Origin of the sequence: Mycobacterium sp. 852014-52450_SCH5900713 (assembly GCF_001667075.1) — a bacterium.
Classification (GTDB): domain Bacteria; phylum Actinomycetota; class Actinomycetes; order Mycobacteriales; family Mycobacteriaceae; genus Mycobacterium.
In genome coordinates this window covers 18,318-45,111 of record NZ_LZIL01000070.1, presented here as the reverse complement: position 1 = coordinate 45,111, position 26,794 = coordinate 18,318, and the positions used below count along the sequence as shown (strand labels likewise).

General features: G+C 67.4%; 24 protein-coding genes and 3 pseudogenes. 14 read left to right on the top strand and 13 right to left on the bottom strand.

Annotated features, from left to right (window positions below; all coding sequences use genetic code 11):
• Positions 1-10 precede the first annotated feature (10 nt).
• From A5773_RS21555 to A5773_RS25720, 3 genes are read left to right on the top strand one after another with little or no spacing between them, the layout of a single operon-like run.
• A complete protein-coding gene (locus tag A5773_RS21555; RefSeq protein ID WP_067263466.1) occupies positions 11-397 on the top strand; it encodes a cupredoxin family copper-binding protein in 387 nt (128 codons plus the stop codon).
• Positions 394-1,314: a metallophosphoesterase gene (locus tag A5773_RS21550; RefSeq protein WP_067263464.1), complete on the top strand. Its 921-nt coding sequence runs from the start codon at positions 394-396 to the stop codon at positions 1,312-1,314. Before A5773_RS21555 ends, A5773_RS21550 begins: the two co-directional genes overlap by 4 nt.
• A complete protein-coding gene (locus A5773_RS25720) occupies positions 1,311-1,721 on the top strand; it encodes a hypothetical protein (RefSeq protein WP_156664334.1) in 411 nt (136 codons plus the stop codon). Before A5773_RS21550 ends, A5773_RS25720 begins: the two co-directional genes overlap by 4 nt.
• Here the strand turns inward: A5773_RS25720 and A5773_RS21545 are convergent.
• From A5773_RS21545 to A5773_RS21510, 9 genes and pseudogenes are all read right to left on the bottom strand, one after another.
• Complete coding sequence (locus A5773_RS21545) at positions 1,606-2,742, bottom strand: acyltransferase (RefSeq protein WP_066945748.1); 1,137 nt, start codon at positions 2,740-2,742, stop codon at positions 1,606-1,608. The two genes, A5773_RS25720 and A5773_RS21545, sit on opposite strands and share 116 nt — an antisense overlap.
• 593 nt (positions 2,743-3,335) lie before the next feature.
• Positions 3,336-4,430 (bottom strand): annotated as a pseudogene (locus A5773_RS21540) (acyltransferase family protein); the annotation flags it as partial.
• A gap of 198 nt (positions 4,431-4,628) precedes the next feature.
• The gene (gene rfbC, locus A5773_RS21535) at positions 4,629-5,237 is read right to left on the bottom strand and encodes a dTDP-4-dehydrorhamnose 3,5-epimerase (protein ID WP_066945742.1); all 609 of its coding nucleotides are present in this window, start codon (positions 5,235-5,237) and stop codon (positions 4,629-4,631) included.
• Positions 5,238-6,233: a dTDP-glucose 4,6-dehydratase gene (gene rfbB, locus A5773_RS21530; RefSeq protein WP_066945738.1), complete on the bottom strand. Its 996-nt coding sequence runs from the start codon at positions 6,231-6,233 to the stop codon at positions 5,238-5,240.
• 26 nt (positions 6,234-6,259) lie between these two features.
• Positions 6,260-7,126, bottom strand: a complete 867-nt coding sequence (locus A5773_RS21525) for an LLM class F420-dependent oxidoreductase (protein ID WP_066945736.1) — start codon at positions 7,124-7,126, stop codon at positions 6,260-6,262.
• Between the two features lie 25 nt (positions 7,127-7,151).
• Positions 7,152-7,994: an LLM class F420-dependent oxidoreductase gene (locus A5773_RS21520; protein ID WP_066945733.1), complete on the bottom strand. Its 843-nt coding sequence runs from the start codon at positions 7,992-7,994 to the stop codon at positions 7,152-7,154.
• A 29-nt stretch (positions 7,995-8,023) separates the two neighbouring features.
• Positions 8,024-8,365 (bottom strand): annotated as a pseudogene (locus A5773_RS26800) (sensor histidine kinase); the annotation flags it as partial.
• Between the two features lie 840 nt (positions 8,366-9,205).
• A pseudogene (locus tag A5773_RS26795) lies at positions 9,206-9,331 on the bottom strand (hypothetical protein); the annotation flags it as partial.
• A gap of 182 nt (positions 9,332-9,513) precedes the next feature.
• Positions 9,514-11,199, bottom strand: coding sequence for an FAD-dependent oxidoreductase (locus A5773_RS21510; protein WP_066945728.1), 1,686 nt, complete (start codon positions 11,197-11,199; stop codon positions 9,514-9,516).
• A 274-nt stretch (positions 11,200-11,473) separates the two neighbouring features.
• Here A5773_RS21510 and infA point away from each other — a divergent pair, with 274 nt between their 5' ends.
• The 8 genes from infA to truA all read left to right on the top strand — a co-directional run bounded on the left by infA (position 11,474) and on the right by truA (position 16,084).
• Positions 11,474-11,695: a translation initiation factor IF-1 gene (infA, locus tag A5773_RS21505; RefSeq protein WP_046182346.1), complete on the top strand. Its 222-nt coding sequence runs from the start codon at positions 11,474-11,476 to the stop codon at positions 11,693-11,695.
• Positions 11,696-11,735: 40 nt separating this feature from the next.
• Positions 11,736-11,849, top strand: a complete 114-nt coding sequence (gene rpmJ / locus A5773_RS25715) for a 50S ribosomal protein L36 (RefSeq protein WP_003879483.1) — start codon at positions 11,736-11,738, stop codon at positions 11,847-11,849.
• A gap of 167 nt (positions 11,850-12,016) precedes the next feature.
• Positions 12,017-12,391, top strand: a complete 375-nt coding sequence (rpsM, locus tag A5773_RS21500) for a 30S ribosomal protein S13 (RefSeq protein ID WP_007167900.1) — start codon at positions 12,017-12,019, stop codon at positions 12,389-12,391.
• A 6-nt stretch (positions 12,392-12,397) separates the two neighbouring features.
• A complete protein-coding gene (gene rpsK / locus A5773_RS21495) occupies positions 12,398-12,814 on the top strand; it encodes a 30S ribosomal protein S11 (RefSeq protein WP_066945725.1) in 417 nt (138 codons plus the stop codon).
• Between the two features lie 8 nt (positions 12,815-12,822).
• On the top strand, positions 12,823-13,428 hold the full coding sequence (rpsD, locus tag A5773_RS21490) for a 30S ribosomal protein S4 (RefSeq protein WP_066945719.1): 606 nt from the start codon (positions 12,823-12,825) through the stop codon (positions 13,426-13,428).
• A 75-nt stretch (positions 13,429-13,503) separates the two neighbouring features.
• Positions 13,504-14,547, top strand: a complete 1,044-nt coding sequence (locus A5773_RS21485; RefSeq protein WP_067785597.1) for a DNA-directed RNA polymerase subunit alpha — start codon at positions 13,504-13,506, stop codon at positions 14,545-14,547.
• A 60-nt stretch (positions 14,548-14,607) separates the two neighbouring features.
• Positions 14,608-15,246: a 50S ribosomal protein L17 gene (rplQ, locus tag A5773_RS21480; protein ID WP_066945713.1), complete on the top strand. Its 639-nt coding sequence runs from the start codon at positions 14,608-14,610 to the stop codon at positions 15,244-15,246.
• Complete coding sequence (gene truA, locus A5773_RS21475) at positions 15,233-16,084, top strand: tRNA pseudouridine(38-40) synthase TruA (protein ID WP_232001934.1); 852 nt, start codon at positions 15,233-15,235, stop codon at positions 16,082-16,084. Before rplQ ends, truA begins: the two co-directional genes overlap by 14 nt.
• Here the strand turns inward: truA and A5773_RS21470 are convergent.
• Together A5773_RS21470 and A5773_RS21465 are read right to left on the bottom strand one after the other, a co-directional pair.
• Complete coding sequence (locus tag A5773_RS21470; RefSeq protein ID WP_066945968.1) at positions 16,081-16,701, bottom strand: cutinase family protein; 621 nt, start codon at positions 16,699-16,701, stop codon at positions 16,081-16,083. The genes truA and A5773_RS21470 overlap by 4 nt on opposite strands.
• A gap of 57 nt (positions 16,702-16,758) precedes the next feature.
• Complete coding sequence (locus tag A5773_RS21465) at positions 16,759-17,613, bottom strand: cutinase family protein (protein WP_066945710.1); 855 nt, start codon at positions 17,611-17,613, stop codon at positions 16,759-16,761.
• A 120-nt stretch (positions 17,614-17,733) separates the two neighbouring features.
• Between A5773_RS21465 and eccB the strand changes: the two genes are divergently transcribed.
• A complete protein-coding gene (gene eccB / locus A5773_RS21460) occupies positions 17,734-19,101 on the top strand; it encodes a type VII secretion protein EccB (RefSeq protein ID WP_066945707.1) in 1,368 nt (455 codons plus the stop codon).
• Here eccB and mycP read toward each other — a convergent pair.
• Both mycP and eccD read right to left on the bottom strand, forming a co-directional pair.
• A complete protein-coding gene (gene mycP / locus A5773_RS21455) occupies positions 19,066-20,358 on the bottom strand; it encodes a type VII secretion-associated serine protease mycosin (protein WP_066945704.1) in 1,293 nt (430 codons plus the stop codon). The genes eccB and mycP overlap by 36 nt on opposite strands.
• Positions 20,355-21,749: a type VII secretion integral membrane protein EccD gene (eccD, locus tag A5773_RS21450; RefSeq protein WP_232001926.1), complete on the bottom strand. Its 1,395-nt coding sequence runs from the start codon at positions 21,747-21,749 to the stop codon at positions 20,355-20,357. Before eccD ends, mycP begins: the two co-directional genes overlap by 4 nt.
• Positions 21,750-21,874: 125 nt before the next feature.
• On the opposite strand from eccD, the gene eccCa reads away from it, so the two are divergent.
• A complete protein-coding gene (eccCa, locus tag A5773_RS21445) occupies positions 21,875-25,561 on the top strand; it encodes a type VII secretion protein EccCa (protein WP_066945701.1) in 3,687 nt (1,228 codons plus the stop codon).
• A complete protein-coding gene (locus A5773_RS21440; protein ID WP_066945958.1) occupies positions 25,558-26,790 on the top strand; it encodes a type VII secretion-associated protein in 1,233 nt (410 codons plus the stop codon). Before eccCa ends, A5773_RS21440 begins: the two co-directional genes overlap by 4 nt.
• Positions 26,791-26,794 lie beyond the last annotated feature (4 nt).

Genomic DNA, 26,794 nt, shown 5'->3' with positions numbered 1-26,794 from the left:
ATTCCTGGGCATGATGCTTCGAAAACATTCGGCGGTCGCCCTGGCCGCCGCAGTCCTCCTGGCGGGGTGCTCGGCCTCGCGGCCCGCCACCGGCTCCAGCACCAGCATGCCCATGGGCTCAGTGACGGCGCCCGCGGCTCCGGTGAGCGGCAATCAGGTCAACATCGACGGCTTCGCGTTCGCGCCGGCCACGCTGACGGTCCCCGTGGGCACCACCGTCACGTGGACCAACCGCGACGAAGAACCGCATACGGTGGCCGCATCCGACGGTTCTTTCCACTCACCCGGGATGGGGACAGGGGCCACTTTCACCCACACCTTCTCCGACGCCGGAACTTTCGACTACGTCTGCTCCATTCACCCGATGATGCGCGGGAGCGTGGTGGTGACGCGATGAACCCGAACATGAGTCGCCGCCAGCTGATGCGACACACGGCGTGGTTCGGGGCGGCGGTGGGCTTCGCCGTGGTTGGCGGCGAAGTGATTTCGCATGTTGCGGGTACCGCGGCGGCAGAGCACGCGCACGCCCGGCCCACCCTGCGTTTCGCCCAGATCAGCGACAGCCACATCGGATTCACCGGGGCGCCCAACCCGAACGTCGCCGGCACGTTCGGCCACGCGATCGGTCAGGTCAACAATCTCGGCTACACACCGGATTTCGTCGTGCACACCGGCGACCTGACGCACCTGTCCAGCCCCGAGCAGTTCGACCAGGTGAAGCAGATGATGACCGCCCTGAAGACGCCGCACGTGTTCACCGTGCCCGGGGAGCACGACTCGGTCGACGACGCGGGCCAGAAGTATCGAAGCGCCTTCGGTGCGGGATCCGTCGGCGACGGCTGGTACAGCTTCGACACCGCAGGCGTGCACGTGATCGCACTGGTCAACACGCTGAACCTGCACAAGCTGGGACATTTGGGGGCGGACCAATTGGAGTTCGTCGAGAAGGACGTCGCGCGGCTGTCGAGCGATACCCCCATCATCGTGTTCAGCCACATCCCGTTGTTCGCGATGTACCCCAACTGGGGCTGGGGCACCGACGACGCGGCCCAGGCGCTGAGCTACCTGCGCCGGTTTTCGTCCGTCACCTGCCTCAATGGGCATGTGCACCAATTGTTTTCCAAGACGGAAGGCAACGTGACGTTCTACAGCGGGACGACGACCGCGTACCCGCTGCCGCGTCCCGGTGACGGGCCGGCGCCCAAGCCGGTCACTCTGCCGTCCGGCAAGCTCCGCGATGCCCTCGGCATCCGCGAGGTCTCTTACACCCGGGGCGAGGCCGCCCTGGCGTTGAAAGAGCAGGCGTTGCAATGACTCTTCTGCTTCGCATCGGGCTGGCCGCGTCACTCGCGGTCAGCGCCCTCAGCCACGCCTACCTCTACGTGCACGGCTACCGACACATCCCGGATATCGGCGCCGCCTTCCTGATTCAGGCCAGTGCGTCGTTCGCCATAGCCCTGCTGATCCTCCTGGGCGGTCCCGGCTGGCTGCGTTGGGCTGGCGCGGCCGTGGCGGGCGGCTCGCTGATCGCGTTCGGCCTATCGAGAACGATTGGGATTATGGGCTTTTCGGAGCAGGGCTGGCAGCCCGCGCCCCATGCCGCGATCAGTGTGACCGCGGAGGTGTTGACGGTGCTGCTGTGGGCGGGGGATCTGGCGACTGCGCGGGGTCGGGGAGTTCGGCAACTTCAGCAAGGTCGCGGACAGACCACTTCCGCTTGAGACGAGACCTCAAGTTTTGCGCGGGCTTCTCGACCAAATACCAGCTCAACGCCGCCAGAGGCAGGGTGGCCAGCGCCGAAACGAGAAAAAACCCAATCGGATGCAGCCAGATAAGCCCACAGACCGCCAGCAACTGCTGCATTGGGTACGCGTATATGTAGACGCCGTAGGAGAGATCCGTGCGTAATCTCAGCCGTTGGTTGTGGATCAACGCACCCGACACGATCACGGCATACGCCAGCGGAAGGGCAGCCACCACACGGTAATCGGGCAATAGACCGGCCGCCACGACGATCACCACGCTCACCGCGACCAGTGACCACCGGGCGGGAATCACGTCTCGCCATTGATAGAGGACCGCGCCGGCGGCGAACATGATCGCCGATCGCACGGCCAACTGGGGGATGGTCCATACCCCGGGAAATGTCAGCGGCGGCAACAACAACGCCCCAAGCACCGCCAGGACCAAAATTGCAGGGGACACCCAACGGCGATTGGCGAGTCCGATGACACCGATGACAGCCACGACCAGGTAGCACATCAATTCCCAGACCAGGGACCACAGGGAAGCATTCCATTTCCCCGCATCCGGAATCCCGCTCGGGGTGGCACCGACACCCTGATGAAGGTAGGCCACCGCAGCGTTTTTCCAGACATACTCGATCGGGTCGCTGGACAGGAGCAGTTTGACGGCCGAGCCACCTTGAATCGCCACGCTTATCGGGGCGATGACGAACGCGGTCACGATCAAGCAGACGTAGAACCCGGGAAGGATGCGCAAGGCTCGAGCGACGAGATAGTCGCGGACTCGTGGGTCGTTGAGCCAGCTGGCGGTGATGAGAAATCCTGAGATCGCAAAGAAACCGTCAACACCCACCGAGAAGAACAGCTGAAGTATCGCCGCGGGCGGCATGCGACCCGTGATCGGCCAGGAGTGGAAGAGCATCACCTCTGCCGCCAGCGCCAACCGGAATGCGTTCAGCGCGTTGTTCCGCGGATCGAATACCACTCCGAGCTTCATCCGCCTCCGCCTGTCGTCGATACCCAGCGCCGTCGGCGTCATCGTATCGGCCGTGACTAGGCGGTGCCCCGGATTTCCGGAGGAAGCCCGGTACCTCGAACCTCCGTGGGCAGCACGAGCACCGTATGACTTGTCTGCTCTCGGGGGGCGGGCGACTTCCGCTTGAGACGACGTTTGAGAGACCGCGCGGGATTCTCGACTAAAGACGAGCTTGCGGCGGCCAGCGGCAGGGTCGCTGCCGTCGCAACGACGAAGAACGCGAACGGGTTTAGGTGTTGACGGTGTTGATGTGGGCGGGGGATCTGGCGACTGCGCGGGGTCCGGGAGTTCGCCAGTCGGCGTGATTCATCGATCGGGTGCGTGCCCGAGTTTCATCCGAGTCCGCCAGTCGCCGTGCGATTCGGACGCAATCGTACGACGACGTTGTTGGGGACCGTCGGGATCTCCAGCTGCTCGGGGTGGGGGCGGGAGCCATTGGTGGCTGGTGCATCCAGTTGGGGGCTGAGTACCTCGGGCACCGACGCGCGCGGTGGTAAAGCATCAGCAGGGGCGGCCGGCCGGTCTGTGACGACGACTGGGTCGCCACAGCTGCTACCTTCGGCGACGTCGGAGGCGGCCAACCCCTTTCGTTTGAATCGATGTTTCAGCGCTTGTGCTGGCTTCTCCACCAGGAACCAGCTCAGCGCGGCAAGCGGCAACGTCACCGCCATCGACAGGGCGGCGAAGGCCAACGGAGTAAGCCAGATAAGCCCGTTCATGGCCAGGAGTTGCTGCATCGGGCTCGCATAGATGTAGACGCCATACGACAAATCAGTACGCAATCGAAGGCGCCGGCTGTGGACCAGCGCTCCCGAAACGATGACCGCGTAGGCAAGCGGGATCGCGGCGACCATCCGGTAGTTAGGGAGAACGCTTGACGCTGCAACGATAACCACGCTCACGGCGACGAGTGACCACCGAGCGGGGATCACATCTCGCCACTGGTACAGGAATGCGCCCGCCGAGAACATGATCGCCGCCCTTGCGGCCAAATAGATCAGCGCGATGGCCGCGCCGCCTTGCTGGTGATCAGCAGTGCCTTCGGCGAGCGAGATCGTCGGCAAGGCGATGGTTCCGAGTAGAGCCGCTATAAATATCGCCGGGGAAATCCAACGGCGGCTGGCGAGTCCTATCACGCCGATCACGGCCACTACGAGGTAGCACATCACTTCCCAGATGAGGGACCACAGCGAACCATTCCAGGCACCCGCGGCCGGAATGCCGTGCGGCGTGCCGCCAATATCGAACTTGACCAGCGCCACCGCGCTGTTTTTCAAGACGAACTCCAACGACGCGCCGGAGGTTATGAGCTTCGTACCAGAGCCACCTTGCATTGCCACGCCGATCGGGGCGATGACGAAGGCCGTCACCAGCAGGCACACGTAGAACCCGGGAAGGATGCGAAGGGCCCGCGCGCCGAGAAACTGACGAAGTCGCGGGTTGCTGAGCCAACTCGCGGTGATGAGGAATCCCGAAATCGCAAAGAACCCGTCGACGCCTACGTTGAGAAGCAACTGATAAGCCGGCCGCAGCGACGGGACGCGGCCCGTCATCCCCCAGGAGTGGCACACGATCACTTCGGCCGCCATCACCAGCCGCCATGCATTCAGCGCATTGCTCCGCGGATCGAATGCGCGCCCTAGTTTCATCGACCCCCATCCGCCGGCCATACCTCGCTACCAGGGCCATCGTAATCGTCACCGACGGCGAATTGAGGGAATTCGCGTTTCCAGATCGTTCAACTACTCGCCGCAAAGGTGGTGTCGACTCAGAGGGCTCGATGGTCTAAGGGCCACACGCCCTCCCTGCGGCTTGGCGGCATAACGACGCCCATGTTCCGGCGCCGATTATTTGCTGCGCATCCCGTCGATAAACTTCTGCGTGTCGTTCCAGCTGGGCAAAAGACCAGCGCCGCGGACTTCTTCCAAGCTGGGGGCCGCGGCATCGCGGTCGGACAGGCTGGGAGCCGCGCCGTTCACCAGCGGCCAGTCGACCCCGATCGCCGGATCGGTCGCGCAGATGGTGCGCTCGCGCTGCGGGTTGTATTCGGTGGAGCAGAGGTACATCACCGTCGAATCGTCCTGGAGGGCAAGGAAGCCGTGCGCCAGGCCTTCGGAGAGGTAAATCGTCCTGCGGTCCTGGTCGTCGAGCAACACCGAGTCCCATCGCCCGAACGTCGGCGAACCCTCGCGGATGTCCACCACGACGTCAAAAACCGAGCCACGCACGCAGGTCACATATTTGGCTTGGCTTGGCGGCAGCTGGGCGAAGTGCAAGCCGCGCAACACACCGGCCGACGAAACCGAACAGTTCGCTTGCCGAACATCCAAGCGGTGACCGGCGAACTCGGTGAACCCGTGGTCGGTGAGCCATTCGAAGAACAGTCCACGGGAATCACCGTGAATGGCGGGGGTGATCTCCCAGGCGCCGGGGATGTCGAGTTCGCGAACCTTCATCTACTGACCACGCTCTTCGTATCGGGCTTCCGCAGCGTCCTTCAAAGGGCGCCACCATGATTCGTTGGCACGATACCAGTCGATGGTGGCGCTCAATCCCTCTTCGAAATCGGTATGCTTTGGGGCCCAACAAAGTTCGTCGTACAACATCGACGGGTCGATGGCGTAGCGCAGGTCGTGCCCGACGCGGTCGGTCACGTGGTCGAAGTCATCAGGTTCGCGGCCCATCATCTTCAGCAGCGTGCGCAGCACGCTCAGATTGTCTCGCTCGCCCTCGGAACTGATCAGGTACGTGCGGCCGATTTCGCCCTTTTCCAGGATCCGTCGCACGGCGCTGTTGTGGTCGTCGACGTGGATCCAGTCGCGGACGTTGGCGCCGCTGCCGTACAGCTTGCACCGCCGGCCGGTGAGCACGTTGGTGATCTGGCGCGGGATGAACTTCTCGACGTGCTGATAGGGCCCGTAATTGTTGGAGCAGTTCGAGATCGTCGCGCGCACTCCGTAGGAGCGCACCCAGGCCCGGACCAGCATGTCGGCGCCGGCCTTGGTGGCCGAGTACGGACTCGACGGGTTGTACGGCGTCGACTCGGTGAATCGGTTGGCGTCGTCGAGCTCGAGGTCGCCGTAGACCTCGTCTGTCGAAATGTGGTGCAGCCGCACGCCGTGGCGCCGCACCGCTTCCAGGATGGTGAACGTCCCGACGACGTTGGTGTGCAGGAAGGGCCCCGGGTCGTCCAGCGCGTTGTCCACGTGGCTCTCCGCGGCGAAGTGCACCACCGCGTCGGACTCGGCGACCAGCCGCGAGACCAGCTCGGCGTCGCAGATGTCGCCCACCACCAGCCGGATGGCGTCCTCGACGTCGGCCAGCGACTCCCGCCGGCCGGCGTAGGTCAAGGCGTCGAGCACCGTCACGGAACCCTCCGGATGCTCCCGGACCGTGCTATGCACGAAATTCGCGCCGATGAAGCCAGCGCCGCCGGTGACCAGTAACCGCATGCCCAAACCCTAACCGAGCGAGTCGGTCAGCTTGCGACAGTCAGCCCCAGCGGCCCGGCCAATTCGCTCAGCACGCGAATCACCTCGTCGTCGTCGGCCGCGTCGAGCACTTGGACCGCCACGTGGTCGGCGCCGGCGTCGATGTGTTCGTTGAGGCGTTGCGCGATGGCCTCGGGAGTGCCGTACGCCACCACCGCGTCGATGAGGTTGTCGCTGCCCGGCTTGCGGACGTCGGCCTCGCTGAAGCCTGTGCGCAGCCAGTTGTTCACATAGTTACTCAGGTCGAGGTAGAAGTCCGCATACCTGCGGCCGACCGCGCGGGCTTCGTCCGCGTCGGTGGTGAGCACCACCTTGTGTTCGGGCGCGAGGAACACGGAGTTCCCGATCAGTTCGCGCGCCTTGGCGGTGTGTTCCGGGGTGGTCAGGTAGGGGTGCGCACCGGCGCTGCGCTGCGCGGCCAGCCGCAATACGCGCGGCCCGAGCGCCGCGAGCACCCGGCGACTGGTGGGCACCATCGCCGCGTCGAGCTCGTCGAGATAGGACACCAGCGCGTCGTACGGCTTGACGTACTCCTGGGTGTGCTCGGGATGTCCCACCCCAACGCCGAGCAAAAACCTTCCGGGGTGGGCGTTTTCGATGCGCGTGAAGGACTTGGCGACGGCCGGGGCCGGCGCGTTCCAGATGTTGACGATCCCAGTGGCCAGTTGCAGCGACGTCGTCCGCTCCAGGGCCGGTTCCACCCACGACAGCTCGGCATCCGGTGAACCGCCGATCCAGGCGGCGCCGTAACCCAGCGACTCGATCCGCGCCGCCAGTTCGGGGGTGATGGAGCGGGTGGGCAGCCACACGCCGAACCGGCCCAGGTCGGGTTTGAGTGCTACTGGCTCGGTCATCTACGTCCCCCTCGTGCGTCGTCTGCTAGCTCAGGCCGAGCGGCCCGGCCAATTCGGCCAGAGCCGGAACCAGGTTTTCATCCTTCGTCAGGACCTGCACGGGCACGTGGTCGGCGCCCGCATCGAGGTGCTCTTTCAGCCGGGCCGCGATCGCGTCGGGCGTGCCGTAGGCCACGACCGCGTCGACCAGGCGGTCGCTGCCCGGCTTGGTGACCTCCTCGTCGGTGAAACCGAGCCGCTTCCAGCTGTTGCGGTAGTTGGCGAGCTGGAAATAGATGTCGAGTGCCCTGCGGCCTACCGCACGGGCCTTCTCGGGGTCGGTGGTCAGGACCGCCTTGTGTTCGGGCGCCAGGAACGCCGACGGGCCGATCAACTGGCGCGCCTGAGCGGTGTGCTCGGGCGTGGTGAGGTACGGGTGCGCCCCGGCGGCTTGCTCGGCCGACAGCTTGAGGACGCGCGGGCCCAGGGCGGCCACCACCCGGCGGTTGGCGGGCACCCCGTAGTCGTCCAGCTGCTGCAGGTACTCGGCGAGCGCGTCGTAGGGCTTGCGGTACTCGGTGTGCGCCTCGGGATGGCCGACCCCGATGCCCAGCAGGAAGCGGCCGGGGTAGGCCTTGTCGATGCGGTGGAACGACTCCGCCACCGGCTTGGCCGCCGCCGTCCAGATGTTGACGATGCCGGTGGCCACCTGCAGGGTGGTCGTCGCTTCGAGGATGGGCTCCACCCAGGCCAGCTCGGCCGGCGGCGAACCGCCCACCCACACGGCCCCGTAGCCCAGGGATTCGATGTCTTTGGCTTGTTGTGGCGTCACGCCGCGTCCGAACGATCCGAACCGGCCGAGGTTGGGCTTGCTCGCTGCATCGGTCATGGTTGTTCCCAACCGGGGGCGTGGTGCGGCTATTCCGGAAGGTCTACCTCCGCGGGCGGCGGCGTCTCGAGCGGCAGCAGCACGATGAACCGGGTATCGCCGGGCGTCGATTCCACGCGCAGATCCCCGCGATGCTTCTTGACGACGATGTTGAAGGCCAGATCCAGCCCCAGGCCGGTGCCCTCGCCGAACGGCTTGGTGGTGAAGAACGGCTCGAAGATGTGCTCGCGCACCTCCTCGGGCACCCCGGGTCCGGTGTCGCAGATCTCGACGCGGGCCATGTTCTCACCCTCCCGGCAGGTGCGGATGGTCAGCGTGCCGCCGGTGTCGCGCATCGCGGCGATCGCGTTGTCGATGATGTTCGTCCACACCTGATTGAGATCGCCTGGGTAACAAGGGATTTCGGGAAGTGATTGGTCGAAGTCCTTGGCCACGGTGATCACGGGGTGCTTGCCGGCCTCCTTGCTCGGGTCCTTGGTCAACCGGTCGGCGAACATCACCAGCGTGCTGCGCAGCAACTCATGCACATTGGCCACCTGGAACGGGGCCCGATCAAGCTGCGAATACTGCTTGGCGTCGGCGACCAGCGCCGAAATCCGCTTGCTCGCCTCCAGAACCTGGTTCATCAGCAGCTCGCTCTCGATGGTGTAGTTGATCCACCGGATCGCCTCCTCCAACGAGGTCGACGCGAGTTCCTCGCTGACCGTGGAAATCCGCTCCAGCCAGTCGGTGTCGATGCCGCCTTCGACGAAGGTCGGCGCGATGTCCCAACCGCCCTCGACGCCGTGGTCTTCCAGCCAGTCGCCGACGGCGTCCTCGCGGTCAGCGGTTTCCATGGCGCTCAGGTGCTCCGACGCCGACTTGGCGACCTGCTCGGCCACCTCCTGCTGCAGGTGGACCAGCGCGCTGAGCGCCTCCGGACTGACCGTGCCGTCGGCGAGCATCGCCAGCTTGCCCCGCATGCCGGCGACCCGGCCGCGCAGGTCGGCCGCCGCACGGGCGATGGCCGCCGCGGGATTGTTCAGCTGATGCGTCAGCCCGGCCGACAACCGGCCCAGCGCCAGCAGCTTCTCCCGGTTGTCGATGATCCGGCGGGTCCGGTCGGTGCCGACGGCGATGCCGTCGAGCAGGTGGACCGCCATCGGGAACTGGTCCTTCATGAACCGGGCGAACACCGGCGCGTCCATCACGAAGAACCGCGACGGCTTGGTCACGTGCACCGAGGCGTCGTAGCTCTTCTGCTTCCCACCGGTGAACGCCCGCCACGCCCCGCAATACACACCGCGCTGCGAGGTGCGGTTGGTTTCGATGTCCTGGCCGCCGGAGAGCTTGGACATCATCAGCTCGCCCTCGATGAGGACGTAGAAGCAGGTCGCCGGCTCGCCCTCGACGCAGATCGGGCCCGGTCCGTAGTTCTCGATGTGCCCGTTGGCACACAACACCGCCAGCTGCTCGTCGGTGAGCGCCTCGAACAGGAACAGGCTGCGCAGCTCGTCGGGCTCGCACGGCGTCTTGGCGGTCACGATTCCGCCAGGTAGCGGTGCACCAGCATCACGGCCATCGATCCCTCGCCGACGGCGGCCGCGACGCGCTTGGCGGACTCGGCCCGCACGTCGCCGGTGGCGAATACGCCCGGCACGCTCGTCTCGAGGTGGTGGGGCGGGCGGTCCAACGTCCAGCCACAGACGTTGCGCAGGTCCGGCCCGGTGAGGACGAAGCCGTGGTTGTCGCGGGCGAGCACCCCGTCCAACCACTCGGTGCGCGGCGCGGCGCCGATGAAGATGAACATCCGGGCGCAGGTGACGTCCTCGGTCTCCCCGGTCTGGTTGTCGACCAGCGTCAGCCGCTCCAGGTGGTCGTCCCCGACAGCGCGGCGCACCTCGGTGCAGGTGCGCACGGTGATGTTGGGTCGCTGCCGGATCTGCTGGATGAGGTAGTAGGACATCGAGGCGTCCAGCGACGGCGCCCGAACAACGATGGTCACCGACTTGGCCTCGCGGGACAGGTACATCGCGGCCTGGCCGGCGGAGTTGGCCCCGCCGACGACGTAGACCTCCTCGCCCGCGCATTCCGACGCGATGGAGACGGCGGCCCCGTAGTAGACGCCGCGCCCGGTCAGCTCGCCGCAGCCCTCCGCCGGGAGCTGGCGGTAGGCGACTCCGGTGGCCAGGATGACGGCGTGCGCGTCGACCGAACCGCCGTCCGCGAACCGCACGGTGCGCTTGGGGCCGTTGACCTCGAGCGCCGTGGCGGTGCGGGCGGTGATGAGTTCGGCCCCGAACTTCTCGGCCTGCCTGCGGGCCCGGTCGGCCAACTGGCCGCCAGACACCCCGTCGGGGAAGCCCAGGTAGTTCTCGATGCGTGAGCTCTGGCCCGCCTGACCGCCCGTCGCGGTGCGTTCGATGAGCACCGTGCGCAGCCCCTCGGAGGCGCCGTACACGGCGGCGGCCAGACCCGCCGGCCCGCCGCCGATGACGATCAGGTCGTAGAACTCCTGCGACGGCGTGGTGGTCAGGCCGAGGGTGTCGGCCAGCTGCGCGTCGGTGGGCTCGATCAGGGTGTCGCCGCGTTCGGTGACGACGACGGGCAGCCGCAGGCCGTCCTCACCGGCGGCCTTCAGCAACCGCTCGCCGTCGGGGTCGTCGGCCATGAACCACGAGTAGTGCAGCCCGTTGCGGGCCAGAAAGTCGCGCACCTGCCAGGACCGCTCCGACCAGCGGTGCCCGATCACCTTGGTGTGCGGGATGGGGTGTTCGGGTGCCGCGCGCCAGGCGTCCAGCAGCGCGTCGACGACGGGGTAGAACTTCTCCTGTGGCGGGTCCCACGGCTTGAGCAGGTAGTGGTCCAGGTCGACGACGTTGATCGCGTCGATGGCGGCGTGGGTGTCCGCGTAGGCGGTCAGCAGCACGCGTCGCGCCGCCGGGTACAGGTCCATCGCCTGCTCGAGGAATTCGATGCCGCTCATCTGCGGCATCCGGTAGTCGGCGATCAGCACCGCGACCGTCTCGCCCCGCAGCTTGAGCTCCTTGAGCGTGTCCAGGGCGTCGGGACCCGACTCGGCGCGCACGATCCGGTGCCGGTCCCCGTATTGGCGACGCAGGTCGCGGGCGACCGCGCGGGAAACCGAGGGATCGTCGTCGACGGTCAACAGGACCGGCTTGCGAGGCTGAACTGAAAGGGTTGCGGGGCTCGCGGGACTCGTCATCGGGATTAAGTATGCCCTCGTCAGGGCGTTGGCGGCAGGTCAAGGAGGCGGTTTATCGGCCGGTCGGATTTCGCTGCCAGCGATTTTGGGTCAGGGCGCTGACCAGGTATCGTGGGACAACGGTGCGTCATCCGCGCCGACTTTTTGCGTGCCCTGTCTTAGGAATTTCCTGGAATTTCCTGCCCTTGGCTCACGTTTCTAGTCGGGCGAATGCTGCGCCGGTATAGGCGCACACAAGGATACGAAACCAAAGACGAGGATTTGACGAGAAGTTATGGCCAAGAAGGAAGGCGCCATAGAGGTCGAGGGCCGCGTGGTCGAGCCCCTGCCCAATGCGATGTTCCGCATTGAGCTGGAGAACGGTCACAAAGTACTCGCCCACATCAGCGGCAAGATGCGGCAGCACTACATCCGCATCCTGCCCGAGGACCGGGTGGTGGTGGAGCTGTCTCCGTACGACCTGTCCCGGGGCCGCATCGTGTACCGGTACAAGTAAGCCCGAATCTGACAACGAGAAAGAACAGGATCGATCAGCCGTGAAGGTGAACCCGAGCGTCAAGCCAATCTGTGACAAGTGCAGGGTGATCCGTCGGCATGGGCGGGTCATGGTGATCTGCTCCGATCCGCGCCACAAGCAGCGCCAGGGCTAACCGCTAAGCGCTTGCTACACAACTGAATGCAGACCTCCCAGCACCACTGAACGGCTGGCATATCTAGATATGGGCCAGTTCACCCACGCCCGGACGGAGGCCGGGCCCCGCGAAGCGGGAACGGGCTGGGAAAAGACCTCCGCCGAGAAAAAGAGGAAACGCCACCTATGGCTCGACTAGTAGGCGTCGATCTGCCGCGCGACAAGCGGATGGAGATCGCGCTGACCTACATCTTCGGCGTCGGCCGCACCCGGTCGAACGAGATCCTGGCAGCTACGGGAATCGATAAGGACCTGCGCACCAGGGACCTGACCGACGACCAGCTGACCCACTTGCGTGACTACATCGAAGCGAACCTCAAGGTCGAGGGTGACCTGCGCCGCGAGGTGCAGGCCGACATTCGCCGCAAGATCGAGATCGGCTGCTACCAGGGCCTGCGACACCGCCGCGGCCTGCCGGTGCGCGGCCAGCGGACCAAGACCAATGCGCGCACCCGCAAGGGCCCCAAGCGCACCATCGCAGGCAAGAAGAAGGCCAGGTAATCGCCCATGCCACCAGCCAAGAAGGCATCCTCTGCGCCCAAGAAGGGGCAGAAGACCCGCAAGCGGGAAAAGAAGAACATCCCGCACGGTGCCGCGCACATCAAGAGCACGTTCAACAACACGATCGTGAGCATCACCGACCCGCAGGGCAACGTCATCGCCTGGGCATCGTCGGGTCACGTCGGCTTCAAGGGTTCGCGGAAGTCGACCCCGTTCGCCGCGCAGCTCGCCGCCGAGAACGCCGCACGCAAGGCGCAGGAGCACGGCGTGCGCAAGGTCGATGTGTTCGTGAAGGGCCCGGGCTCGGGCCGCGAGACGGCGATCCGGTCGCTGCAGGCGGCGGGCCTGGAGGTCGGCGCGATCTCCGACGTCACCCCGCAGCCGCACAACGGCTGCCGTCCGCCGAAGCGCAGAAGGGTCTAGGAGAAATCATGGCACGTTACACCGGACCCATCACCCGCAAATCGCGCCGGCTGCGCACCGACCTCGTCGGCGGCGACCAGGCGTTCGAGAAGCGCCCCTACCCGCCCGGCCAGCACGGCCGCGCGCGGATCAAGGAGAGCGAGTACCTGCAGCAGCTGCAGGAGAAGCAGAAGGCCCGCTTCACCTACGGCGTCATGGAGAAGCAGTTCCGCCGCTACTACGAAGAGGCCACCCGCCAGTCTGGCAAGACGGGTGAGGAGCTGCTCAAGATCCTGGAAAGCCGGCTGGACAACGTCGTGTACCGCGCCGGGCTGGCCCGCACGCGCCGGATGGCCCGCCAGCTGGTCAGCCACGGCCACTTCAGCGTCAACGGCGTGCACGTCAACGTCCCCAGCTACCGGGTGTCGCAGTACGACATCATCGACGTGCGGGACGGCTCGCTGAACACGGTGCCGTTCCAGATCGCGCGGGAGACGGCGGGCGACCGCCCGATTCCGAGCTGGCTTCAGGTGGTGGGGGAGCGTCAGCGCATCCTCATCCACCAGCTGCCCGAGCGGGCGCAGATCGACGTGCCGCTCGCCGAGCAGCTGATCGTCGAGTTCTACTCGAAGTAACGGACTTTCGAGCCGCCCGGCTCGGAAACCTAACGGCATCAAATAGCGGGTGCCGAGAAGGAGAAGAAGAAACAAATGCTGATTTCTCAGCGACCCACATTGTCGGAGGAAGTCCTCACCGACAGCCGCTCGCAGTTCGTCATCGAGCCCCTGGAGCCCGGATTCGGTTACACCCTGGGCAATTCGCTGCGCCGGACGCTGCTGTCGTCGATTCCCGGCGCGGCCGTCACCAGCATTCGCATCGATGGTGTGCTGCACGAATTCACCACCGTCGCCGGGGTGAAGGAAGACGTCACCGCGATCATCCTGAACCTCAAGGGACTGGTGGTGTCCTCCGAGGAGGACGAGCCGGTCACCATGTACCTACGCAAGCAGGGTCCGGGCGCGGTCACCGCGGGTGACATCGTCCCGCCGGCCGGTGTCACGGTGCACAACCCCGACATGCACATCGCGACGCTGAACGACAAGGGCAAGCTCGAGGTCGAGCTCGTCGTCGAGCGTGGCCGCGGTTACGTCCCGGCGGTGCAGAACCGGGCCTCCGGCGCCGAAATCGGCCGCATCCCGGTCGATTCCATCTACTCGCCGGTGCTCAAGGTGACCTACAAGGTCGACGCCACCCGTGTCGAGCAGCGCACCGACTTCGACAAGCTGATCCTTGACGTCGAGACCAAGAGCTCGATCACCCCGCGCGACGCGCTGGCATCGGCCGGTAAGACGCTGGTCGAATTGTTCGGCCTGGCACGCGAACTCAACGTCGAGGCCGAGGGCATCGAGATCGGGCCGTCGCCGGCCGAGGCCGACCACATCGCCTCGTTCGCGCTGCCGATCGACGACCTGGACCTGACGGTGCGGTCGTACAACTGCCTCAAGCGCGAGGGCGTGCACACCGTCGGCGAGCTGGTGAGCCGCACCGAGTCCGACCTGCTCGACATCCGCAACTTCGGTCAGAAGTCGATCGACGAGGTGAAGGTCAAGCTGCACCAGCTGGGCCTGTCGCTCAAGGACAGCCCGCCGAGCTTCGACCCGTCGCAGGTCGCCGGCTACGACGTGGCCACGGGCACCTGGTCCACCGAGGGCGCCTACGACGACCAGGACTACGCGGAAACCGAACAGCTGTAATAGAAGTCCGTCCCGGCCCTACCTGATACGGGGGTCGGCCCCCGATGAGGAGATAGTGCAATGCCCAAGCCCACCAAGGGCCCCCGCCTCGGCGGATCGTCTTCGCACCAGAAGGCCCTGCTGGCCAACCTGGCGACGTCGTTGTTCGAGCACAACCAGATCAAGACGACCGAGCCGAAGGCGCGCGCGCTGCGTCCGTACGCGGAGAAGCTGATCACGCACGCGAAAAAGGGCACGCTGCACAACCGTCGCGAGGTGCTCAAGAAGATCCGCGACAAGGACGTCGTGCACAAGCTGTTCGACGAGATCGGGCCGTTCTTCGCCGACCGCAACGGCGGCTACACCCGCATCATCAAGGTGGAGCCGCGCAAGGGCGACAACGCCCCGATGGCGGTGATCCAGCTGGTGCTGGAGAAGACGGTGACGTCGGAGGCCGACCGGGCGCGCCGGGTGAAGGCGACCAAGAAGTCGGACGCGCCCGTGGCGGCAGCGGCGGCGCCTCAGGCGGCGGTCGAGCCTGAGGAGGCCGTCGGCCCGACGGCCGAAGAGGTGACCGAGCCGGCCGAGACCACCGAGTCCTCGGAGTCCGGCGAGACCACCGAAGCCCAGGCCAAGGCCGAGGAGAAGGCCGACAAGGCCGTTGCCGCGAGGGCCGAGGCCGAGAAGGCCGCCGAGGCCGACGAGGCTGACGAGAGTTAACGACGCCGTCCGTCTGCGGCTCGACATCGCCTACGACGGAACGGAATTCGCTGGCTGGGCACCTCAGTCCGGCCAGCGCACCGTCGCCGGAGTGCTCGACGAGGCGCTGACGACGGTCTTCCGTGCGCCCATGCGGCTGCGGGCGGCCGGGCGCACCGACACCGGGGTGCACGCCACCGGTCAGGTTGCGCACGTCGACGTGCCGCCGGCCGCGCTGCCGCACGCCTACCCGCGCTCGTCGCGCGTCGGGGAAACGGAATTCGAGCCCCTGGTGCGCCGGCTCGGGCGGTTCCTGCCCACCGATGTCCGCGTGCTCGACATCGCCCGCGCCCCAGCGGGTTTCGATGCCCGGTTCTCGGCGCTGCGACGCCATTACGTCTACCGGCTGTCGACGGCGCCCTACGGGGTGGAGCCGCAGCAGGCCCGCTATGTCACCGCGTGGCCGCGCCCCCTGGATTTGGACGCGATGACCGCTGTGTCGCGAGACCTGCTGGGGCTGCACGACTTTACCGGGTTCTGCCGTCATCGGCCCAACGCCACCACGATCCGCGACCTGCAGCGCCTGGACTGGTCGCGCGACGGTGACCTGATCACCGCGTATGTCAGCGCCGACGCGTTCTGCTGGCAGATGGTGCGCTCGCTGGTCGGGGCGCTACTGGCCGTGGGCGAGCACCGGCGCCCGGTGTCGTGGTGTCGTGAATTGCTCACCGCCGCAAGTCGTTCCAGTGACTACGCGGCCGCGCCGGCGCACGGGCTGACGCTGGTCCGCGTCGACTATCCGCCCGATGACCAGCTGGAGGCGCGCAACCTGGTCACCCGGGACCTGCGCACCCGTTAAACCTTGGCCGCGACGAAACTGGCCGCCTGGTTGGTCAATCCGGGCACATAGCTCAGGTGGGACGCCCACCGGCTTCCGCCCGAGCAGATCGGGTCGCCGGGATTGCACAGGTCGATGGTCTTGCCGGCGAATTCCGGGGTCAGGGCGTTCATCAGCCCGCCCGCCCGGCTCGACGGATTCCCGAACAGGGCGACGGCGGCGACGTGATCGGCGGCCGCGGCCGGCAGCGGCTGGCGAAAGCCCAGGCCGGGCATCGGTGCGGCCGTGACGATGTCGACGACGGCGGCGCCCTGCGAGTAGCCACCGAGCACCAACTTGGTGTTGGGGCAGTTGCCCGCCATCTGCTGGATATGGTTGCTGGCGTCGTTGGCGCCGTCCGCGGCGGCCAGGAAGTCCTTGTTTGCCGGGTAGTTCACCCCATATGAGCCAACGCTTTTGCCGGTCTGCTGGCGCAGCGAGTTCACGAACGCCCCGCCGACCTTGCCGACGCCCGGTGGTTCGTCGGTTCCGCGGGCGAACACCACCTCAACGCCGGGGCACGAGGCGAAGGCCTGCGGAAGCAGTTGGGGAGCAACCACTATCGCGGCGCCGGCGAGCAGCCCGGCGCCCAGCGTCAATGGAATGAGCCGCACCCCACGATGTTAGGGGCGCGTTGATCTCGCGCCGGTAACGATTCAGACGAGAGGTGCTTGCGGAGTCACCGTGGTCGGCGCGGCCGGCGACGGCGTCGGACCGGTTCCGCCGTGGATCGAGGGCGGCGACCCGGGCGGGGTCTGCTGCCCGTAGACCGGCGACGGCGTGGCACCGGGCTGGTTCGGAACCGGGCCCAGCGGCGGCCCGAACGCGGGGTTCGACTGACCGGCGGCGGCCAACTTTTGGGCGACGAACGCCGCGGCCTGGGTGGTGTAGACGGGGACGTAGCCCTCGGTGTGCCCGCTCCACTCGTTACCGGGGCCGGCGTGGCAGATCGGGTCGTTGGGGTTGCAGTAGTCCTGCGCCTTGGAACCCAGCAGCGTGCTCTGCGTGGGCAGCGTGCCGCCGGCGCGGTCGGCCACGTCACCGAAGGTGACGACGGCGGCGATGTTGTCCGCGTATTGCGCCGGGAGCTTGTTGCCCCAGCTGATGCCGCCGATCGGGACGCCGGCGACGATGTCCATCACCGACGCGCCCTGCGAGTAGCCGCCCAGCACGATCTTGGTGTTGGGGCAGGTTTCCACGCTCTTCTTGACGCGGTCGATGGTGTCGTTAGCGCCGTCCCCGCCGTGTAGCTGCAGCTTGCTGGCCGCGTAGTTCACCCCGTAGGGCAGGATGTTCAGGCCGGTCTGCTGGCGCAGCGAGTCGACCAGGGCGTCACCGACGCGGCCCAGCCCGGCCGGCTCGTTGGTGCCGCGCGCGAAGATGACCTCGACGTCCGGACAGTCGAAAGCGGAGGCTGTCGGCGCCGCGGCGGGGGACAAGAGCAGGCCGGCGGAGGTAACCACTGCAGAAACCCCCGGACCCACCCAGCGACCTAACCGGTGGGAAAACACGCCGTAACTTTACCTACCCTAAGCACGGTTCGAAAGTTCGCTGACCTGTGGATCAATTAAGCGCCCCCGCCGACGGGCGATTTAGCGTATGCGCAACGACTACGCAGGTTGGGGGAATCAGTGCAGCGTGAGCCCACCACGTGGCTGCACGTCAGCGGCTACCGATTCCTGCTGCGTCGCGTCGAGTGCGCGTTGCTGGGCGGGAACATCCACACCCTCAGCGCCGGCTCGCGTACGCAGACGGCGGCGCTGACGATCGGGTGCGTGCTGGCGGCGGTCGCCGTCGCGGGGGCTGCGCTCCTTGCTTTGCTGCGGCCACGGGCGGCGCTCGACAGCGCCCAACTGGTGATGGGGCAAGAATCCGGGGCGCTGTACGTACGGGTGGGCGATACCTGGCACCCCGTCATGAACCTGGCGTCGGCGCGGTTGATCGCGGCAGTGGCGGCGAATCCCCGGCCGGTGCCCGAAGCGGACTTGGCCCGGGCCAAACGCGGCCCGCTGCTGGGTATCCCGGGTGCGCCGCATTCCATCGGCGATCCGTTGTCGGCGGACGAAGCGGCCTGGACGATCTGCGACGCCGACGGCGCCGGCACGACGACGGTTGTTGTGGGCCGCACCGACGACGCGGCGGCCGGGCGACTGGGTTCCGGGCAGGCCGCACTGGTCGCGCCAGCCTCGGGTTCGCCGGCCTACCTGCTCTACGACGGGAAGCGGGCCGTGGTGGACGTCGCCGACGTCGGGGTCGTGCGCGCGCTTCGGCTGGAAGGCCGCAAACCGCGACGCGTCTCCGCGGCGTTGCTGAACGCCATCCCCGAGGCCCCATCGATCAGGACACCCCTTATCCGAGGCGCCGGCGACAAGGCGTCCGCGCTACCCGGTTTCGCGGTGGGCAGCGTGGTGCGCATCACACGGTCTGGGGGTGACGAGTATTACGCGGTGGTCGCTGCCGGGGTTCAGCGGATCGGACAGGTGGCCGCCGACCTCCTGCGCTCCAGCAATTCCGAGGGCACCGCTAACGCCGTCACGGTGGCGCCCGATGCGATTCGCGCCGCTCCGATCGTCGATGTGCTGCCGGTCGCCGGCTTCCCCGACCGGGCCCCCACCCTGTCGGACGGCAGCGCTTTGTGCGTCTCGTGGCAACCGGCGCCACCCGGCCGATCGGGCGTCACGTTTCTGACCGGCGCTCGGCTGCCGATACCGGCCGGTCAGGCACCCGTGACGTTGTCCCAGGCCGACGGCCCCGGCCCCGCACTGGACGCGGTGTACATGCCGCCCGGCCGAAACGCCTATGTGCGAGTCGGTACGCGGTACCTGGTCACCGACAGCGGGGTGCGGTTCGCGATCCACGACGACGACGCCGCACATGATCTCGGGCTACCGGCGGCTAACCCGGCGCCGTGGCCCGTACTGGGGGCCCTTCCGGCCGGGCCGGAACTGAGCAGAGAGAAGGCGTCAATCGGCCGTGACGTTGTCGCGGGGGTGCCGTAGTCGCCCCCTGGCCACACCGGCGGCCAGCGCAACCCCCAGCGCGGCGAGGCACAGCGCGACGCCGCGCAACGCGGTGTTCCGCGCGTGTGCGTTCTGCGGCGCGGGTGGCGGCGGCGCGGCGATCGTCGCGGGGGCAGGCCTCGATACGGTCCCGGGTGGACCGGCATCGGTGCTGATTGCCGCCAGCGCGTCGATCGCGCCGTTGCCCACGAGCGGGTCCCAACCGGAGGGCGGGTGATGGGCTGTGGACTCGATGCGCTGCATCACTTGCCGCGCGGTCAACACCGGGAACCGCGCCCGGATCAGCGCGGCCAGCCCACTGACCACTGGCGCGGCATAACTGGTGCCGGACACCGGTTCCGAGCCGAGCGGCGTCACCGCCTCGCCGGGCGCCGCTACGTCCACCCAGGGGCCTGCGAGGGTGAAGTCCGACGGCGCCCCTTCAGGATCCACCGAACCGACGGTCAGCACGAAGTCGTCGTACCACGCCGGGCTGACCGCAACCGTGGCCGTCTCCCAGGTGGCGTCTGAGCGCTGGGGAGGGCAATGCGCAGCTCCGCCGGCGTTGCCGGCCGCGGCCACGATGACGGCGTTTTTGACATCGACGGCGTAGGCCAGCGCGGCGCCCAGTGCGCGATCGTCGAGCGCCGACGCGACCGGAACGCAGGCCACCGAGGAGATGTTGATCACCGAGGCGCCGAGATCGGCGGCAGTGCGGACGGCCTTCGCCATGGTGTCGACGTCACCGACGCCCCCACGGGACCGGTCATCGGCGGGGGAGAACTTAGCGCTGGACTGGCGAATGCTGATCACGGTGGCTCCGGGGGCAACGCCAGCCGAACCCGAATCCGCTGTGGCAGCGATGATTCCGGCGACCAGAGTGCCGTGCGCATCACAATCCTGGGTCCCGTCGCCCCCGGACACATAATCCCCGCCCGGCACCACATCGGATAGCAGGGGATGCCGCGAGACACCGGTGTCGATGACCGCGACCCGTTGGCCGGTGCCGCGGGTGAGCTGCCAGACCCGCGACAGATCGAGGAGGTTAGCGAGCCGGTCAGGCGCCGATCCCGTCGTCAACTTCGCGCAAACCTCGCGTTGCACCGTCGGCCGCGTGGGTGCGGGCCGTGCGGGCTTCGGTAACCACCTGTCGTCGACCTGAGGCGGCGGAACCGCTTGGGCCACTGGCAGCCCCAGCACCGTCAGCCACGCCAGCGCAGACACCGGCAGGAGGCGGACGACGCGCGACGTCCTCACTTGAGGTTCAATTCCCGGACTGCGCCACAGAGTCCGCATATCCAGCACGCCAACGGGACCAACGCGACCAGTGCCAGCCACTCCAACGCATCGAAGCTGCGGCGAACGATCGGCGAAAACGACATCGTCGGAGCGGCGAAACCGAGGTAAAGCGCCGCGGCGCTCAGCGTCGCCGCAGCGGCGGCGACCCACGGCCCGTGGCCAGTTGTGCCCATGGCGGCCACACCGAAAGTCGTCCCCACCACCGCCATTCCCGCGATGGCGAACGTTTGCATCCTTATGCCGGCACCGGACCGCGCACGTAAGAGCAGCAAACCGCCGGTGAGAGTGCCGAATGCCATGCAGGACAGGCGCGATGCGCCGGCCAGCACGGTCACGACCGCACCGACGGCCGCCGATGCCGAGAATCCGGCAAGCAGGCTCGACAACCGCGCATCGGCGCGGCGCGCCTGCACCGTCAGGCGAGCCACGCTTGCTTGGCCCTCGTCCATGTCCGATGGCGGCAACAGCTGGGGCGATAACCCCGCCAACACGATCGAAACCCGCGCCGAGGCCCCAAGCAGGCCGAGTGACACCAGCGCCGAGCCCGCGCCGAGGGCGCGCGGCGGGGCCGCGGTGATCAGCCCCACCAGTGCGGCCACGGCGACCACCGTCGTGACGCACGATACGGCGGTCAATGCGACCACTCCGCAACCCGATGCCCGCATCGCCAAAACGCAAGTCATGGTCGCCGCTGTCGCGGCCAGCAAGACATTGCAGACGCCAGGGCGGCCGGGTACCGCCAGAAAACCGGCGAGCGCCGCAAACGCGGTGGCCATCGCGTTCAGCGCCAGCCCGGCGACCGCATTCCGATAGGCCCGGTGCACAACCACAGCGGACAGCAGCGCAACCAGGCCCGTGCCCGCCGCCACGCCCACCGTCATGTTGATCGCGTGGTCGGGGTTGCCGCTGAGCGCATTTCGGATGAGCGCCAGCACGCCGATGGCGATCGAGCAGCTCGCCGCGACCGTACCGGTGCGCCGGGCCGCCGGTCGATTCCGGGCATCGGTCCCAGGTTCTGCAGCCGACGCCAGCGCCTCCGTCACGGCCTCCGCGATGTCGTGGTGACGAGTTACGGGTGGCGGGGCGGGCTGCTGGCTCAGTAGCAGAACTGCGCCATCTGCAATGTCGTTCTGCGCCAGCGTCTTCGACGGGTCCAGAGCAGAGTATCCAGGGAGTGAAAGGTGGTAGCGCTTGGCGGTCAGATCTTCGTCGCCGTCACGGACCCTCAGGAGGTCGACGATCGACGGGGTCAGTATGGCGATGGGAATCTCGGCCGGTAGGGACACGTCGGTGGCGGTGGCGCCGGAATGGATTGACACCCGGCGCAGCCCCGGATCGGTCGCAGGCAATGGTGCCCCCTTCAGTCGGATTGCCGCCAAAATAGCCAGGTTTCGGCCGCCGGGTATCTGACTGTCCACAGGTGACTTGTCGTGGCCCTCGGTGCTGCCTACGGTCGCGCGAGGGAGGGGACGAGATGACCCGAGTTTTCGTGCCCGTGGCGCGTTGCCAGCCACCGGCAGTAGCCACCGCTGACCTCCCTGTCGATCCGCCGCCCGCCCCGCCGTCTTCGCCGACACCGGGCCTGCTGCGCATGTTGCCGGCCCTCCTGGCCGTCGCCGGAATGAGTGCGATGGCGGCGGCATTCGGGTCGGGGCTGGGCGGCAACCGTACCCCCATGTTCCTGGGCTTCCCGATCATGATGATGGCCTCGTCGCTGGTGACAGCGATGGCTGTGCGCGGGCGCCGCCAGGGCGGCGGCATCGAAGGCGAACGCCTCCGCTACCTCGGATACCTCAGTCAGCTACGCGCAACCGTCACCGAAACCGCTGAAGCACAGCGTTCCTCGCTGACATGGAGTCACCCCGACCCCGACACGCTGTGGACATTGATCGGCGGCCCCCGAATGTGGGAGCGCCGAGCGACCGACCCCGACTTCTGCCTAGTCCGAGTCGGCACCAGCACCCAGCCGCTGGCCACCCGGCTGGTAGCCCCGCCGACCAGCGAACCTGCCGACCCGGTCACCACCACCGCCCTGCAACGCTTCCTGCGCGCTCATTCCACGATCGTCGGACCGGTCGCGATCGGCTTGCGGGGAATCCCACGTGTGACGATCGACGGCGACGAGACCGCGGCGCGGGGAACGCTGCGGGCGATGATTTGCCAGCTTGCCGTCTTGCACCCTCCCGATCAGTTGCTGATCGTCGCCGCGATCAGCGACCGGAACCGTAGGCACTGGGAGTGGCTGAAATGGTTGCCGCACAACCAACACCCGAGCGCGGCCGACGGGTTGGGCGCCGTGCGGATGGTGTATCGGAATGCGCGGGATGCGCGAAGCGCGCTCACCGGTGTGCGGTCGACGCACGCGGTGGTGATCACCGACCTGGGTGACAGCGTCGCCGAAATCGCGGGTGCGACCGTCGTCGAAGTCGGTAGCGGCCGCGACGGCGCACCGGTGACGATAAGCCCGTTAGGTGAAGATCAGACGCTGACAGAGCCGGACGGGTTGGCCCCCTTGGAGGCGCTGGTGTGTGCCCGCCGGTTGGCGATGTACCGGGCCGGCACGGCCTTTCGCGGCAACAACGCCGCGACTTGGCCGAGCCTGATCGGCATCGACGAGGTGTCCTGCTTCAATCCGGTCGCATTGTGGCACAACCAAGACCACCGCGATCGGCTCCGCGTCCCGATCGGAAGCCGGGCTGATGGCGCGCGGCTGGAGCTAGATATCAAAGAGGCCGCGGAAAACGGCATGGGTCCACACGGGCTCTGCATCGGCGCCACGGGGTCGGGCAAGTCTGAGCTACTGCGCACGATCGCACTGGGGATGATCGCGCGAAACCCGCCCGATGTGCTCAATCTGCTGCTTGTCGACTTCAAGGGCGGAGCAACGTTTCTCGATTACGCCCGGGCACCGCACGTGGCGGCGGTCATCACCAACCTTGCCGACGATGCGCCGCTGGTGGCCCGGATGCGTGACGCCTTGACCGGTGAAATGAACCGTCGGCAAAGGCTTTTGCGCGCGTCGGGCGTGGCCAGCGCCGCGGCGTACGAACGTGCGCGCGGGGACGGCACCGCATCGACGACTCTGCCTACCTTGTTCATCATTGTCGACGAGTTTTCCGAGTTGCTGAGCCAGCATCCGGATTTCGCCGACCTTTTCGTGGCGATCGGACGGCTCGGCCGGTCCTTGGGCATGCATCTGTTGCTGGCTAGCCAACGACTCGACGAGGGTCGGCTGCGCGGGCTGGATGCCCACCTGTCCTATCGGCTCTGCCTGAAAACCCTGTCGGCCGGTGAATCACGCGCGGTGCTGGGAACACTCGATGCCCATCAACTGCCGAATATTCCTGGGGCGGGTTACCTGCGGACGAGCGACGGAGAGCTGACCCGGTTCCACGCCGCATACGTTTCGGGACCGCTGCCGGCCGGTCCGCCGGCCGCGACGCCCGTGTCTGAGCCTTCCGTGCGCGCGTTCGGGACTCAGAGGGTCGGCGAGATCATCCACGCCATCGAGACCGGTGGGGCGTCAGAGCGAACGGCCGTGCACGCGGTCCTGGACCGGTTGTCCGGCCACGGGCCGCCCGCGCACCAAGTCTGGCTGCCACCGCTAGGCCCGGCGCCCGCGCTGCACACCGTGCTTCGCGATGCTCCTCGCGGGTCGGCAGCCCTGACGGTTCCGCTCGGCATCGTCGACCGGCCCTTCGAGCAGTCCCGAACACCGCTGATGGTCGATTTGCGAGGAGCCGCAGGCAATGTGGCGGTCGTCGGCGCGCCGCAGTCGGGCAAGTCGACGGCACTGCGCACGCTGATCACAGCGTTGGCAGCCACACACGACCCGCGGCAGGTGCAGTTCTACTGCCTGGACTTCGGCGGCGGGGCGCTGACGTCGACACGGACAATCCAGCATGTCGGTGCGGTCGCCGGAAGGGCCGAACAGCGACTCGTGGCGCGGATCGTTGCCGAATGTGAGTCGGTTATCCGTTCACGGGAGGCCATCTTCAGTGTCCACGGGATTGGGTCGATGGCGGAATACCGACAGCTGCGGGCGCAGCGCAAGGCGCCCGACACCGATCCTTTCGGGGACATCTTCCTTCTCGTCGACGGTTGGGCGACTCTACGTGAGCAATTCGCCATACTGGAGTCATCGGTCACCGCCATTGCGACACAGGGTCTTTCGTTCGGCGTGCACGTGGTGGTGTCGGCGTCGCGGTGGGCTGAGGTCAGGCCCGCATTGCGGGACCAAATCGGCACCCGCATCGAGCTGCGATTAGGTGATCCCGCCGATTCCGAGGTGGACCGAAAAGCGGCGCAACACGTGCCCCAGGGCAAACCGGGCCGCGGTCTTTCCAGCGACGGGTCGCACATGATGATGGCCTTACCCCTGGCCGAGATCGGTCCCACCGAATTTCGTGCGCCACCAATACCCGTGCTGCCCAAGGTAGTAGAGCGTGACACCGTCGTGACCCGAGTGGGCGACCGCATCGTCCTGGGCATCGACGAGCATCGGCTGCAGCCGGTGACATGCGAATTCGACCGGCACGCCCATCTTCTCGTGCTCGGCGACAAGGGGTGCGGCAAGACCGCGACATTACGCACACTGTGCCGTGAGTTAGTCCGGACGAAGACCCACGCGCAGGCGAACCTCGTGATCGTCGATTTCCGGCGCTCGCTGCTCGGCGTCGTCGAGACCGAGCATCTCGGGGCGTACGCCATCTCGCCGGGCTCCCTGGCCGGGATGCTGCCAGACCTGCTCGACCTGTTGCGGCGTCGAATGCCCCCGGTCGACGCCACCCCGACCCAGCCGCGAGCCGGGTCGGGGTGGTCTGGGCCCGATATCTACCTTGTCGTCGACGATTACGATCTGGTCGCCGGCCCAGCAGGCAATCCGCTTGCGCCGATTACCGAATATCTGCCGTATGCGACGGATCTGGGGCTGCACCTGCTCATAACGCGGCGCAGCGGTGGGGCGGAGCGCGCGTTATTCGAGCCCTTGCTCGCGGCCGTACGTGATTTCGGTTGCACGACACTGATGATGAGCGGATCTCCCGGCGAGCACGTGCCGTTCGGGTCCGGTCGCCCAGCGCTATTGCCGCCCGGACGCGGTGTTCTGCACACCGGCGCGGGCGACGAACAGCTCGTCCAGGTGGCTTGGAGTGCGCCTTGAACGCACATCGCATCGTCATCGAAGCAGGGCCAGGCACGGTCCGCCGATTATGTTGCGGGGCAAGCGCGGTCGCCGAGCACGAGAGGTCCGAGATCGTCGGGGCGGCGCTCGGTGCCATAGACGATCGGGTCACGGTGGTGGGCGAGCACCCGGTCGCCGTTGCTTCGCTGTGGCGTGACGCGCTGCGATCGGCGGCTTGTGCGCGCGGCAACGACGTCGTCGTGGTCTATCCATCTTGGTGGTCGTCGTCGCGTGTCGGGATGGTGAGCGCGGCAGCGGCGACCGTGTTCGATCGCGTGCTGGCGCGACCCCGGTCGTGGTTGCTGGCGCGGGCCGCCGGTGCCGATGCGGAATCGACGGTGGTCGTGGAGATCACCGAGCGGATGGTGGTGATCGGTGGCGCCGAAGTCGTGGCCATACCGCGTCGGCCGCAACCGCGTCCTGTCGCCGACGAGGTGGCGGCCACCGTCGCCGGCACGCCCGCGGTCACTGTCCTCATCGACACGCCTGGGGCCGTGGCCGGGGCGGCGACCCTTGCGGCGTCGATCGCTGGTGCCGCGCGCGGCAACGGGCAGACGGTGGTGTGCATCGACGACGCCCGGCTGGCCCGGCTGGCCCGATCGGTCGCGTCCCATCACGACGAGCCGACTGAGTCGCGCGGACCCGGCGATCGTGTCCGATCTCGCGCACGGACACTGAGCGGCCTCGGTGCGGCCGCCATGGTGCTGGCCGCTGCGGCCCCGGCGGTCGTCACCGTGGACCGGCACGCCCCGGTGATTCCGCCGCAGGCGGAAGCCGTGCCGACAAAATTCCTGGTGGAAGGCCGGGTCGCAGTTACGGTGCCCGCGGATTGGCCCACCCAGCGGGTGGTCGCCGGGCCGGGATCGGCGCGGGTGCAGGTCACCTCCCCGTCCGATCCCGAAGTGGCGTTGCACCTCACGCAGTCGCCGGTCGTCGGCGAGACGCTGAGTGGCACGGCCGAGCGGTTGAAACGCGCGATCGACGCCGAGCCCGCAGGTGTGTTTGTCGATTTCAATCCCTCCGGGACCAGCGCCGGCAGGACGGCGGTGACGTACCGCGAGGTCCGCGCCGGCCATCACGTGCGGTGGACGGTGCTGCTGGACGGCCCGGTCCGGATCAGCCTCGGATGCCAGAGCCCGCCCGGGATGGAAGACGCCGTCCGGGTGGCCTGTGAGCAGGCCGTGCGGTCCGCCCACGCCATCGGATGAATCG

Bases quoted from the DNA above. Each gene is read 5' to 3' on its own strand.
- A5773_RS21550 (WP_067263464.1), top strand. From the start codon at position 394: ATGAACCCGAACATGAGTCGCCGCCAGCTGATGCGACACACGGCGTGG.
- A5773_RS21545 (WP_066945748.1), bottom strand. From the start codon at position 2,742: ATGAAGCTCGGAGTGGTATTCGATCCGCGGAACAACGCGCTGAACGCA.
- rplQ (WP_066945713.1), top strand. From the start codon at position 14,608: ATGCCCAAGCCCACCAAGGGCCCCCGCCTCGGCGGATCGTCTTCGCAC.
- rfbC (WP_066945742.1), bottom strand. From the start codon at position 5,237: ATGAAGGTTCGCGAACTCGACATCCCCGGCGCCTGGGAGATCACCCCC.
- rpsD (WP_066945719.1), top strand. From the start codon at position 12,823: ATGGCACGTTACACCGGACCCATCACCCGCAAATCGCGCCGGCTGCGC.
- rfbB (WP_066945738.1), bottom strand. From the start codon at position 6,233: ATGCGGTTACTGGTCACCGGCGGCGCTGGCTTCATCGGCGCGAATTTC.
- A5773_RS21525 (WP_066945736.1), bottom strand. From the start codon at position 7,126: ATGACCGAGCCAGTAGCACTCAAACCCGACCTGGGCCGGTTCGGCGTG.
- rpsK (WP_066945725.1), top strand. From the start codon at position 12,398: ATGCCACCAGCCAAGAAGGCATCCTCTGCGCCCAAGAAGGGGCAGAAG.
- eccCa (WP_066945701.1), top strand. From the start codon at position 21,875: ATGACCCGAGTTTTCGTGCCCGTGGCGCGTTGCCAGCCACCGGCAGTA.
- A5773_RS21520 (WP_066945733.1), bottom strand. From the start codon at position 7,994: ATGACCGATGCAGCGAGCAAGCCCAACCTCGGCCGGTTCGGATCGTTC.
- rpsM (WP_007167900.1), top strand. From the start codon at position 12,017: ATGGCTCGACTAGTAGGCGTCGATCTGCCGCGCGACAAGCGGATGGAG.
- A5773_RS21510 (WP_066945728.1), bottom strand. From the start codon at position 11,199: ATGACGAGTCCCGCGAGCCCCGCAACCCTTTCAGTTCAGCCTCGCAAG.
- A5773_RS21555 (WP_067263466.1), top strand. From the start codon at position 11: ATGATGCTTCGAAAACATTCGGCGGTCGCCCTGGCCGCCGCAGTCCTC.
- A5773_RS25720 (WP_156664334.1), top strand. From the start codon at position 1,311: ATGACTCTTCTGCTTCGCATCGGGCTGGCCGCGTCACTCGCGGTCAGC.
- infA (WP_046182346.1), top strand. From the start codon at position 11,474: ATGGCCAAGAAGGAAGGCGCCATAGAGGTCGAGGGCCGCGTGGTCGAG.
- A5773_RS21485 (WP_067785597.1), top strand. From the start codon at position 13,504: ATGCTGATTTCTCAGCGACCCACATTGTCGGAGGAAGTCCTCACCGAC.